Consider the following 11,727-nt stretch of genomic DNA (forward strand, 5'->3'; position numbering starts at 1 on the left):
CCATGGGGATGACCATTTCGGCCCACCGTGGTACGAGACCGCCGCAACAAATGAAAAGCGCCGGCCCGCCGGCATTCCGTCCAGGGAAATTCCATGTCTCACGCCGCCGCCCCCAAGCCGGCCACCGCCCGCCAATCCCCAGCCCTTTCCGGCATCGCGCGCGTGCCGGGCGACAAGTCGATCTCGCACCGTTCCTTCATGTTCGGCGGCCTCGCCTCCGGCGAGACCCGCATCACCGGCCTGCTCGAAGGCGAGGACGTGATGCGCACGGGCGCGGCCATGAAGGCAATGGGCGCGCATATCGAGAAGAACGGCGACGAGTGGGTGATCCGCGGCACCGGCAACGGCGCGCTGCTGCAGCCGGAAGGCCCGCTCGATTTCGGCAATGCCGGCACCGGCTCGCGGCTGACCATGGGCCTTGTCGGCACCTATGACATGGAGACGACCTTCATCGGCGATGCCTCGCTGTCGGGCCGGCCGATGGGCCGTGTGCTGGAACCCTTGCGCCAGATGGGCGTGCAGGTGCTGAAGGCGACGCCGGGCGACCGCATGCCGATCACACTGCATGGACCCAAGCATGCCGCACCGATCACCTATCGCGTGCCGATGGCCTCGGCGCAGGTGAAGTCCGCAGTGCTGCTCGCCGGCCTCAACACGCCCGGCATCACCACGGTGATCGAGCCGGTGATGACACGCGACCACACCGAAAAGATGCTGAAGGGGTTTGGCGCCAATCTGTCGGTCGAAACCGACGAGCGTGGCGTGCGCCACATTTTCATCGAAGGCCAGGGCAAGCTGACCGGCCAGACCATCGCCGTGCCGGGCGACCCGTCCTCGGCCGGTTTCCCGCTGGTGGCCGCCCTGATCGTGCCGGGTTCGGACATCACGATCGAAAACGTACTGATGAACCCGACCCGCACCGGCCTGCTTTTGACGCTGCAGGAGATGGGCGGCAAGATCGACATCCTCAACCGGCGCAATGCCGGCGGCGAGGATGTCGCCGACCTGCGGGTACGTTACTCCGAGCTCAAGGGCGTCATCGTGCCGCCCGAGCGGGCGCCGTCGATGATCGACGAGTATCCGGTGCTGGCGGTCGCTGCGAGCTTCGCCGAGGGCGAAACGCTGATGCAGGGGCTGGAGGAGTTGCGGGTGAAGGAATCCGACCGGCTGTCGGCCGTCGCCAACGGGCTGACGCTCAACGGCGTCGACTGCACCGAGGGCGAAGCTTCGCTTGCCGTGCGCGGCAAACCGGGCGGCAAGGGCCTTGGCGGCCATCCCAATGGCAAGGACACCACCGTGCAGACCCACCTCGATCACCGCATCGCCATGAGCTTTCTGGTCATGGGGCTGGCGACGGAAAAGCCGGTGACCATTGACGACGCCGCCATGATCGCGACCAGCTTTCCGGAGTTCATGGGGCTGATGACGGCGCTGGGCGCGGAGATCGGGTGACGGTCGTGGCAACCAATAGCCTTGGTACGTTGGCAGGCCAGCGCCCAACCCTTTCGGCGGTCTGCCAATGACACACGTCTTCACCATCGCCACCGACGGCCCCGCCGGCGCCGGCAAGGGCCCCCTCGCCCGCCGGCTGGCCGACCACTACCGCCTCAACCTGCTCGACACCGGCCTCACCTACCGTGCCGTGGCCTATGCGCTCATCCAGCACGCGCTGCCGCTCGACAATGTCTCGGCGGCTGAAACCGCTGCCCGCCAGGTCGATCTGGCAAAGCTCGACCGGACGGTCTTGTCGGCGCATGCGGTCGGCGAGGCGGCCTCCAAGGTCGCGGTGTACCCGACCGTGCGGCGCATCCTCGTCGAAAAGCAGCGCGACTTCGCCAAGACGCCGCCGGGTGCGGTGCTCGACGGGCGCGACATCGGCACCGTGGTGTGCCCCGACGCCGACATCAAACTCTATGTGACGGCGAGCGCCGAGGTGCGAGCACAGCGCCGGCTGGCCGAGATCGAGAGCATCGGCGGGACCGCTGATTTTACCGAGATCCTCGCCGATATCATGCGCCGCGACCAGCGCGACATGGGCCGTGCCGACTCACCTTTGAAGCCGGCCGCCGACGCGCACTTGCTTGATACCAGCGAAATGGCTATAGAAGCCGCGTTTCTTGCAGCCATGGCGATCATCGATGACGTCTTGGCCAAGAGAGACTAGGTCTGATCCGGGTTTTTCCCTCGTCTTTCCGTTGTCGGAGGCGAAGAAAATACCCATATCGGGCACGAACCAGCCTGCCAGCATTCTTCATGCGCCGGAATTGCCGCTTAAAGAGCGGCCCAGGGCTTTTGTAGCCCGGAACGCCGGCAGGCCAACGCAACGCTAACCCACGGCGCCCGTCCCGCTTCCAGATGCGGGGCACTCCAGGAGAAACAATGTCAGCTGCAAATCCCACTCGCGATGATTTCGCGAGCCTGCTCGAAGAATCATTTACAACAGGCCATTCCGGCGAAGGCCAGGTCGTCAAGGGCACGATCACCGCGATCGAAAAGGACATGGCCATCATCGACGTCGGCCTCAAGGTCGAAGGCCGCGTGCCGCTGAAGGAATTTGGCGTCAAGGGCAAGGACACTACCCTCAAGGTTGGTGACACCGTCGAAGTCTATGTCGAGCGCATTGAAAACGCGCTTGGCGAAGCGATGCTTTCCCGTGAGAAGGCCCGTCGCGAAGAGAGCTGGGTCCGTCTCGAAGAGAAGTTCACCAAGGGTGAGCGCGTCGAAGGCGTCATCTTCAACCAGGTCAAGGGCGGCTTCACGGTCGACCTCGACGGCGCCGTGGCCTTCCTGCCGCGCAGCCAGGTCGATATCCGCCCGATCCGCGACGTCTCCCCGCTGATGCACAACCCGCAGCCCTTCGAGATCCTCAAGATGGATCGCCGCCGCGGCAACATCGTGGTGTCTCGCCGTACCGTGCTCGAAGAGAGCCGCGCCGAACAGCGTTCGGAAATCGTGCAGAACCTCGAAGAAGGCCAGGTTGTCGAAGGCGTCGTCAAGAACATCACCGATTACGGTGCGTTCGTCGACCTCGGCGGCATCGACGGCCTGCTGCATGTCACCGACATGGCATGGCGCCGCGTCAACCATCCGACCGAAATCCTCAACATCGGTCAGACGGTCAAGGTGCAGATCATCCGCATCAACCAGGAAACCCACCGTATCTCGCTCGGCATGAAGCAGCTCGAGAGCGATCCGTGGTCCGAGATCGGCACCAAGTTCCCGATCGGCAAGAAGATCAAGGGCACCGTCACCAACATCACCGACTACGGCGCGTTCGTCGAGCTGGAGCCGGGCATCGAGGGTCTCATCCACGTTTCGGAAATGTCGTGGACGAAGAAGAACGTGCATCCAGGCAAGATCCTGTCGACGACCCAGGAAGTCGACGTGGTGGTGCTCGAAGTCGATCCGGCCAAGCGCCGCATCTCGCTCGGCCTCAAGCAGACGCTCGAGAATCCGTGGCAGGCTTTCGCCTCTAGCCATCCGGTCGGCAGCCAGGTCGAGGGCGAGGTCAAGAACAAGACCGAGTTCGGCCTGTTCATCGGCCTCGAAGGCGACGTGGACGGCATGGTGCACCTTTCCGACCTCGACTGGACCCGTCCGGGCGAGCAGGTCATCGAAGAGTACAATCGCGGCGACATGGTCAAGGCGCAGGTGCTCGACGTCGACATCGACAAGGAGCGCATCTCGCTCGGCATCAAGCAGCTGGCCAAGGATACGGTCGGCGAAGCGGCGACTTCAGGCGAACTGCGCAAGAACGCGGTCGTCACCTGCGAAGTCATCGGCGTCAAGGATGGCGGTCTGGAAGTGCGGCTGGTCGACAGCGGTATCGAAACCTTCATCAAGCGCTCCGACCTGAGCCGTGACCGCGACGAGCAGCGCCCCGAGCGCTTCACCGTCGGCCAGAAGGTCGATGCCCGCGTCATCGCCTTCGACAAGAAGACCCGCAAGCTGCAGGTCTCGATCAAGGCGCTGGAAATCGCCGAAGAGAAGGAAGCGGTCGCTCAGTACGGCTCGACCGACTCCGGCGCTTCGCTGGGCGACATCCTGGGTGCCGCGCTGAAGAAGCAGGGCAGCTAAGTCTTCGCACCGCGAAGCCTTCGCACAGGCTCCAAAACAAAACCCCGCCGGAGCGATCCGGCGGGGTTTTTTTTTGACCTAGGTAAAGGTTGGAAAGTTACGCCCTGCCGTAAAGCGGCACCAGCGTGCCGCTCATCGCCTGATTGGCCGGCGAGGCGAGATAGGCGATGGCCTCGGCGGCGGCTTCGAGGCTGACCCATCTTGTGACATCGGCATCCGGCATATCGGCGCGGTTTGCCGGCGTATCTAGCGTCGACGGCGCCACGGCATTGACCAGGATGCCCTTGTGCTTCAGCTCTTCGGCCATCGCCACCGTCATGGCTGCCACCGCCGCCTTGCTGGCGGCGTAAGCGACCATGCCGGCGCCGCGCCGCGGATCGAGCCCGGCGCGCGCGGTGACGTTGACGATGCGGCCCGCCGTGTCCGACGACAGCATCGAGCGGATCGCGGCGCGGCAGCACAGGAAGGCGGTGCGCGCATTGGTGTCCATCATCTCGGCAAAGGACGCCGACTCGATCTTTTCAACAGGCGCCGAGGTGAAGCCGCCAGCCAGATGGATCGAGCCCCAAAGGCCCGGAACCTGGCTATAGAACGCTTCGACCTTCGCGGGGTCCGAGAGATCGACGTTGTGCACCAGCTGGACACGGTCATGCGAGGTAAAGGGGAAATGCGTAGGGGCGGCGGCATGAGCATTGGGCACATGGCAGATCGCGCCGTCGCTCAGCAGTTTGCCGACAACCGCACCGCCGAGCGCACCGGTCCCACCAGTCACGACGATATGCTTGCCTTCAAGTGTTTCCGTCATCTTGGACGCTCCTGTCATTTTTTTATCGTTAGGTCATTTCTGTGCCGCCGACGCGAAGCGTCGCGCCTTTTGCGCCATCACTCAATTGACATCTCGACATGGCAGTTGTCGCGTCTTTGCATGCGTCCGACACTTCAGCCGTGGCCCGCCAAAACGGGAAACCCGCGCTTCAGTCAACTGTGATTTCGATGACGCGCGGCAGTCCGGTGGCCCGGGCGCGCTTCAGCGCGTCCGCGAGAGCGTCGATATCGGCAAGCCGTTCGGCGCCGATGCCATAAGCCTCGGCCAGCTTGCAGAAATCCGGCGGCGCCGGCGATACGCCAACCGGCTCGACGCCGACATCGAGCATCGAGGTTTCGATCTCGCGGTAGCCTCTGTTGTTCCAGACGACGAAGATGACCGGTACCCGCGCGTCGAGCGCGGCGCCCAGTTCCGGCAGCGTGAACTGGAAGCCGCCGTCACCCGTGAGGCAGACGACCGGCGCATCGGGTATCGCAAGGGCCGCGCCAATTGCGGCCGGCGGGCCGTAGCCAAGCGCGCCGAAGCCGGTGGCGGCATTGAACCAACCGCCTGGCCGATCATGGTCGTAATAGAGGTTGGCCGCATAGATCGGCTGCGTCGAATCGCCGACGATGAGCGCGCCCGGCAAAGCGTCGCGGATCATCTCGACGGCGCGCATCTGCCCCTGCAGTGTCGGATTGAGCTCGGCAAAGGCTGCTTTGCGTGTAGTAGCGGCGCGCGACGAACCGCCCTCGCTTGCCCGGACATGGCGGGTTTCCAGAAGCAGTGCTTCGAGCGCCTCGGCGCAATCGGCCTGGATCGAAACCGTCGCCGGGCGGCGGGCAAGCTGGTCCGCGCCGATATCGATGCGGATCAGGTTGGCGGGCAGGACGAAGCCGCCATCGCTGTAGCCGTCATAGTCGGTCGGGCCGAATTCGGTGCCGGCGGCAATCACCAGGTCGGCGTCGGCCATCAGCGCCCGTACTGTCTTCAGGCTGGGACTGGCCGGCACGCAAAGCGGATGACCATGCAGCAGGCCGCGCGCATTGGTGGTCTGGACGACCGGCGCCCCCAGCCGTTCGGCCAGACGCCGCAGTGGCGCTTCGGCGCGTTTGGCGCCGCCGCCGACCAGGATCAGCGGGCGGCGCGCTGCACTGATGAGTTTGGCCGCGTTGGCAATTGCGACACCTTCCGGCACGGGCGGCGTCACATTGCTCAGCATGGCAGCGATGCCATCCGCCGGCTTGACCATGACGTCGGTCGGGATCTCGATATGCACCGGGCCGGGCCGGGCCGATGAAAACAGGGCGAAGGCCTGCGCCAGCGCGCCGGGCAATTCGCCAGCCTCGGTAACGCGCTGCGAAAACAGCGCCACCTTCTCCATCATGCCGCGCTGATCCGGCAATTCGTGCAGATGGCCCAGCCCCTTGCCCAGCGTCGGCGTGGCGTTGACGCCTGAGATCACCAGCATCGGCACCGAATCGGCACGTGCCTGCCCCATGGCGGTGATGGTGTTGGTCAGCCCCGGTCCGGTGATGACGAAGGCGACGCCCGGTCTGCCGCTGGCGCGTGCGTAGCCATCGGCCATGAAGCCGGCGCCCTGTTCGTGACGCGGTGTGACGTGGCGGATCTTGGAGCGCGCTAGCCCGCGGTAGAGTTCTACCGTGTGGACGCCGGGAATCCCGAAGACCGTGTCGACGCCATGGGCTTCGAGCAGCGAAATGAGCGCTTCGCCGAGTGTCGTCATTGGTTTTCCTCCCCTTCCGGCGCGAGGCCTAGTTCGGCCTCGACGGCCTTGATGCCGATCGCCGCCAATTCGCCGGGCGAGAACATCTCGCCGGCCAGGCAGCCTTCGATCCAGAGTCCGTCGATGATCGCATTAATCGCGATGGCATGGTGGCGCAATTGGCTTGCGTCCGATTTGCGCCGTTCGGCGGCGAGCACCTCGGCCACAACCGCTTCCACCTCATTGCGAAAACCAAGGTAGCCTTCGCGGTGGGCGTGGGCCAAGGTCGGATCCGCTCTGGCGCGGCCGATGAAGGTTGCCCAGAGCGAAAACACCCGCGCGTCGATAATCGGCGCATTGAGGTTGGCGGTGACGAAAGCCGCAAGGCGCTGGCGAGGCGAGGCATTCTCCATGACCAAAGCCGCTTTCGCCTGCTCGGTCATGCGGCCCATCAGCGCTGCATAGGCTTCCTGCAGCAATTCTTCCTTGCCGGGAAAATAGTGCCGGATCAGCCCGGCGGTGACGCCGGCACGCAATGCGATGGTGCGCAAGGTGGCGCCCTGCAGGCCATGTTCCGCCACACTGTCCAGAGTGGCCTCGATCAGATCCTGCCGCCGCCGCTCCTCGCCCTCGCGACGGAACCTGCGGCGGGATGGCATATTCATTGGCGCAGGATCGGTCGCGTCAGGCATGTCGGCCCGCCCTCGCAGGCGATGCAGAGCGCATCCGCCTCGAAGATTTCGACCGTGCAGCCGGCGGCTTCCATCGCGGCTTTGGTCTTTGGAAAGCCTGCGACGGCAATGATCTTGTGTGGGCTGGTCGGCAGCACGTTCAGGCTAAGGCCGTTGGAAGCCGCGAACTCTTCGGCGTCGCCTTCGACCAGCCGGATGTTACGCGCCTTCAGCATCTGATAGAATGGGGCCGGCAAAAGCGGTGAATGGACCAATGCGAGGTCGTCGGCCAGCGGGCTGATCACCGACATCAGATGCAGGCACGCTTCTTCGCCTTGCCACAGCGGAAGATCAAAGCCGTAGACGGAAACGCCCAGCGGCGTCAGCAGGTTGGAAACCTGCTGGATGCCTTCCTGGTTGGAGCGGACACCGCGCCCGATCACCAGCGTACGGGCATCGAGCCATACGCAATCACCGCCTTCGACCTGGCCAGGAACCTCGACGCGGCCCAGGATTGGAATGCCCAGCCTTCGGTAGGTTTCCTCATGCAGCGAGGGCTCCCTGGCGCGCAACGGCTTGCCCATGGACAGAATCAGCGCGCCGCGATCGGTCATCAGCGACGGGTCGTGCGTGAACACCGAGTCCGAAAGTCCATCCGCCGTGTCCTCGATCCATTCGATTTCGGCACCGGAAGCCGCCACCAGTTCAGCAAGGAGCGCGTGCTGCGATGCCGCTTTCGCCGGATTGAATCCGGGGCCATAGTGCCAGGCAGCCCTGTCGGCATTGCGCATGGCGTTGGCCGCCGACCGCATCAGCACGCGGCGCAGCGGCGCCGCCATGGACTGTGATCCGAAAGCGCTCATCGAAGTCCTTTTTCGCTGAAAAAAATCGAGAAAATTTCATGGAAGGCTATTTATACACTTGCACAACAAGCTCGCAAGTGCCGTAATAAGCAGGATTGACGGGCTCTCGCCGTTGGGTCCATGCTGAAGTCTGGAGCGGGGCAGTACAGCGTATATGTTAATTAGCCGGATACACGTTCGACGAACCGCAGCCGACCCGATAGAGGTCACCCGGTGAGCGTGGTGGAAGCTGCCGCAGTCCGATCCGGCAAGGCGCAGGACGGCGCCGCCGAAGCCATCCATGTCGAGAACCTGCACAAGAAGTTCGGTGAGCTGCATGTGCTGAAGGGCGTCTCGCTGTCGGCGCGCGACGGCGAGGTCATCGCCATCATCGGCGGCTCGGGCTCCGGCAAATCGACCCTGCTGCGCTGCATCAACTGCCTGGAAAACCCGACCAGCGGCATCATTCGCGTCAATGGCGAGGAGATCAAGCTCAAGGCCGACAGCCACGGCCACACCATTCCGGCCGACCGCAAGCAGATCGAGCGCATCCGCTCCAAGCTCGGCATGGTGTTCCAAAACTTCAACCTGTGGAGCCACATGACGCTGATCGAAAACGTCATCGAGGTTCCGGTGCATGTGCTTGGCGTCAAGCGCGATGTGGCGATCGGCGAGGCCGAGAGGCTGCTCGCCCGTGTCGGTCTGGCTGAAAAGCGCGACGTCTATCCGGCCTATCTGTCGGGCGGCCAGCAGCAGCGCGCCGCGATCGCCCGGGCGCTGGCCATCAATCCGCGCGTCATGCTGTTCGACGAGCCCACCTCCGCGCTCGATCCCGAACTGGTCGGCGAGGTGCTGAAGGTGATCGGCGACCTGGCGCGCGAAGGCCGCACCATGGTGCTGGTCACCCACGAGATGAAGTTCGCCCGCGAGGTCGCGACCCATGTCGTCTACCTCTACAACGGGCTGGTCGAGGAAGAAGGGCCGCCGGAGCAGATCTTCGGCGCACCGAAATCCGAAAGGCTGAAGCAGTTCATCCGCAACATCGGCTAGGCAAGCCGGGACGGAAGAAAACCGGGAACCAACAACAAACTGGGAGTCATGAAATGAAGACCGTTCTGAAGACATTTGCCGCAGCGCTGCTGCTCGGCGTCGCCGCCATGGGCGTGGCCAAGGCCGATCCGGTCAAGATCGGCGTCGCCGCCGAGCCTTATCCGCCCTTCACCTCGCCCGATGCTTCGGGCAAATGGATCGGCTGGGAGATCGACTTCATCGACGCCGTCTGCGCCGAGGAGAAGCTCGATTGCGTCATCACCCCGGTTGCCTGGGACGGCATCATCCCGGCTCTGACGACCAAGAAGATCGACCTCATCGTCTCCTCGATGTCGATCACCGCCGAACGCGCGAAGACGATCGATTTCTCGGACAAGTACTATAACACGCCGACCGCGATCATCGGCCCGAAGGACCAGAAATTCGGCTCCGCTCCGGACGACCTCAAGGGCAAGATCGTCGGCGTGCAAGTGTCGACGGTGCACGCTGTCTACGCCAAGAAGCACTTTGGCAGCACAGCCTCCGAGATCAAGGAATACCAGACCCAGGACGAGGCCAACAACGATCTGGCCGCCGGCCGTCTCGACGCGGTGCAGGCCGATTCCATCGCGCTTGGCGAATTCCTCAAATCCGACCAGGGCAAAGCCTGCTGCGACCTGAAGGGCATGGTCGCTCCCGATGACGAAGTGCTCGGACCGGGCGTCGGCGCCGGCGTGCGCAAGGAAGACACCGACCTGAAGGGCAAAATCAACGCCGGCATCAAGGCGATCCGCGCCAACGGCAAATATGACGAGATCTCGAAGAAATACTTCGATTTCGACATTTACGGCGGCGGCGGCGCGCAGTCGAACTGACGATCCTCGTATGAGCTGTGGGGTGTGGCGTCGCGCCATGCCCCACCTGCTCGATCTTTCCCAGGCATGTTTGCCGCCGACGCAGCCGTCGGCGGTTAGTCAGCACTTCGGGGGCGACGCTGATCGACGCACTTCTTTCGGCCTCCGCGGCCGGCATCACCGAGCTTCTCTCGCCCTACCCGCCAGGCTGGGGCGGGGCGCTTCTGGTTGGGCTGCTGCATTCGATCGAGATCGCGCTGGGCGCCACGTGCCTCGGCCTTCTGATCGGCACCGGCGGCGCCTATGGCAAGCTTTATGGCGGGCCGGTGGTGCGCGATCTCCTGGCGGTTTACACCACCATCGTGCGCGCCGTGCCCGAACTGGTGCTGATCCTGCTGCTCTATTACGCCGGCACCGACCTGATCAATCAGGCGCTGACGGCCATGGGTTATCAGCGCGTCGACGTGAGCGGCCTTGCCGCCGGCATCGCCGTGCTCGGCTTCGTCCAGGGCGCCTATTCGACAGAGGTGATACGCGGCGCGATCCTGGCCATTCCGCAGGGCCAGATCGAAGCCGCCCGCGCCTATGGAATGTCTCCGGGCCTGATGTTGCGGCGCATCACCTTGCCGTCAATGCTGCCCTTCGCTATTCCGGGCCTCGCCAATCTCTGGCTGATCGCCACCAAGGACACCGCGCTATTGGCTGTTGTCGGCTTCTACGAGCTGGCGCTGGCAACGCGGCAGGCAGCGGGCGTCACCAAGGCCTATTTCACCTTCTTTTTCGCGGCGGGCGTGCTCTATCTGCTTTTGTCGCTGTTTTCCAACCTCGTTATCGGCCGGGTCGAGACCTGGTCGCGGCGCGGCATGCCTTCGCTCAAGGAGGCGCGCTGATGGCCAACGAGGCGACCATCATCGACGTCGTCGCGCGAACGTCGCTGTGGCTGCAGCCGCACCGCATCGTGCTGATCCTGATCGCACTGGGCCTTGTTCTGTCGGCCGCCTTTTTCATGCGCTGGGACTGGCTGCCGCAATATTATGAAATGGGCTTGATCGGCCTCTGGCGCTCGCTGTGGATCCTGGCCGTCACCTGCGTGCTGGGCTTCCTGCTGGCCGTCCCGCTTGGCCTGGCGCAGGCTGCCGGCTCGTTCTGGTTCGCCGCACCCGCCAAGGTGTTCTGCACGGTGATCCGGGGCACGCCGCTGCTGATCCAGCTCTGGCTGCTCTATTACGGCCTGGGTTCGCTGTTCCCGCAATATCCGTGGATCCGCGAATCCTGGATGTGGCCATATCTGCGGCAAGCCTGGCCCTATGGCGTGCTGGCGCTGACCCTGTCGTTCGCCGGTTATGAGGGCGAGGTGATGCGCGGCGCCTTCGCCGGCGTGCCCAAGGGGCAACTCGAAGCCGCCCGCGCCTTCGGCATGAGCCGCTGGAAGGCGTTCCGGCGGATCTGGCTGCCGCAAGCCATCTACCGGGCGCTGCCGACGCTGACCGGCGAGACCGTGCTGCAATTGAAGTCGACGCCGCTGGTGGCGACGATCAGCGTCATCGACATCTTCGCCGTTTCGTCCAAAGTACGGCAGGACACCTACCTCACCTACGAGCCCTTGCTGCTGCTGGCGCTGATCTACATGACGATAACCGGCATTCTGGTCTTCGCCTTCAGCAGGATAGAGGCCAGGATCCCGAACAAGATTGGTTAGAGGGGAGTAGGGGAGTAGGGGAGT

The 11,727-nt window shown here is 64.1% G+C and carries 11 protein-coding genes; 7 read left to right on the top strand and 4 right to left on the bottom strand.

The window, feature by feature from the left end:
* Positions 1-93: 93 nt before the first annotated feature.
* The 3 genes from aroA to rpsA all read left to right on the top strand — a co-directional run bounded on the left by aroA (position 94) and on the right by rpsA (position 4,077).
* The gene (gene aroA, locus EN949_RS27110; protein WP_027164217.1) at positions 94-1,452 is read left to right on the top strand and encodes a 3-phosphoshikimate 1-carboxyvinyltransferase; all 1,359 of its coding nucleotides are present in this window, start codon (positions 94-96) and stop codon (positions 1,450-1,452) included.
* Between the two features lie 67 nt (positions 1,453-1,519).
* On the top strand, positions 1,520-2,164 hold the full coding sequence (gene cmk / locus EN949_RS27115) for a (d)CMP kinase (protein WP_127371834.1): 645 nt from the start codon (positions 1,520-1,522) through the stop codon (positions 2,162-2,164).
* 215 nt (positions 2,165-2,379) lie between these two features.
* Complete coding sequence (gene rpsA, locus EN949_RS27120; protein WP_013528183.1) at positions 2,380-4,077, top strand: 30S ribosomal protein S1; 1,698 nt, start codon at positions 2,380-2,382, stop codon at positions 4,075-4,077.
* A 97-nt stretch (positions 4,078-4,174) separates the two neighbouring features.
* Here the strand turns inward: rpsA and EN949_RS27125 are convergent, their stop codons facing one another.
* The 4 genes from EN949_RS27125 to EN949_RS27140 form a co-directional block, all read right to left on the bottom strand.
* The gene (locus tag EN949_RS27125; RefSeq protein WP_063171055.1) at positions 4,175-4,882 is read right to left on the bottom strand and encodes an SDR family NAD(P)-dependent oxidoreductase; all 708 of its coding nucleotides are present in this window, start codon (positions 4,880-4,882) and stop codon (positions 4,175-4,177) included.
* A 169-nt stretch (positions 4,883-5,051) separates the two neighbouring features.
* Positions 5,052-6,629 carry a 5-guanidino-2-oxopentanoate decarboxylase gene (locus EN949_RS27130; protein WP_063169845.1) on the bottom strand — a complete coding sequence of 526 codons (1,578 nt, stop codon included), beginning with the start codon at positions 6,627-6,629 and terminating at the stop codon, positions 5,052-5,054.
* Positions 6,626-7,273 (bottom strand): TetR family transcriptional regulator C-terminal domain-containing protein, encoded by a 648-nt coding sequence (locus tag EN949_RS27135; protein ID WP_032809890.1) that lies wholly within the window; start codon positions 7,271-7,273, stop codon positions 6,626-6,628. Before EN949_RS27135 ends, EN949_RS27130 begins: the two co-directional genes overlap by 4 nt.
* Complete coding sequence (locus EN949_RS27140; RefSeq protein ID WP_024501898.1) at positions 7,270-8,142, bottom strand: dimethylarginine dimethylaminohydrolase family protein; 873 nt, start codon at positions 8,140-8,142, stop codon at positions 7,270-7,272. Before EN949_RS27140 ends, EN949_RS27135 begins: the two co-directional genes overlap by 4 nt.
* A 213-nt stretch (positions 8,143-8,355) precedes the next feature.
* Between EN949_RS27140 and EN949_RS27145 the strand changes: the two genes are divergently transcribed.
* The 4 genes from EN949_RS27145 to EN949_RS27160 all read left to right on the top strand — a co-directional run bounded on the left by EN949_RS27145 (position 8,356) and on the right by EN949_RS27160 (position 11,703).
* Positions 8,356-9,171 (top strand): ABC transporter ATP-binding protein, encoded by an 816-nt coding sequence (locus EN949_RS27145; RefSeq protein WP_063169844.1) that lies wholly within the window; start codon positions 8,356-8,358, stop codon positions 9,169-9,171.
* Between the two features lie 53 nt (positions 9,172-9,224).
* The gene (locus EN949_RS27150; protein WP_063169843.1) at positions 9,225-10,025 is read left to right on the top strand and encodes a transporter substrate-binding domain-containing protein; all 801 of its coding nucleotides are present in this window, start codon (positions 9,225-9,227) and stop codon (positions 10,023-10,025) included.
* Positions 10,026-10,180: 155 nt separating this feature from the next.
* A complete protein-coding gene (locus tag EN949_RS27155; RefSeq protein ID WP_196815384.1) occupies positions 10,181-10,894 on the top strand; it encodes an ABC transporter permease in 714 nt (237 codons plus the stop codon).
* Positions 10,894-11,703: an ABC transporter permease gene (locus tag EN949_RS27160; protein ID WP_013528191.1), complete on the top strand. Its 810-nt coding sequence runs from the start codon at positions 10,894-10,896 to the stop codon at positions 11,701-11,703. The genes EN949_RS27155 and EN949_RS27160 overlap by 1 nt, the downstream gene beginning before the upstream one ends.
* Positions 11,704-11,727 lie beyond the last annotated feature (24 nt).

It is taken from the genome of Mesorhizobium sp. M7A.F.Ca.US.007.01.2.1 (assembly GCF_003998165.1).
In the GTDB taxonomy this organism is placed as follows: domain Bacteria; phylum Pseudomonadota; class Alphaproteobacteria; order Rhizobiales; family Rhizobiaceae; genus Mesorhizobium; species Mesorhizobium ciceri.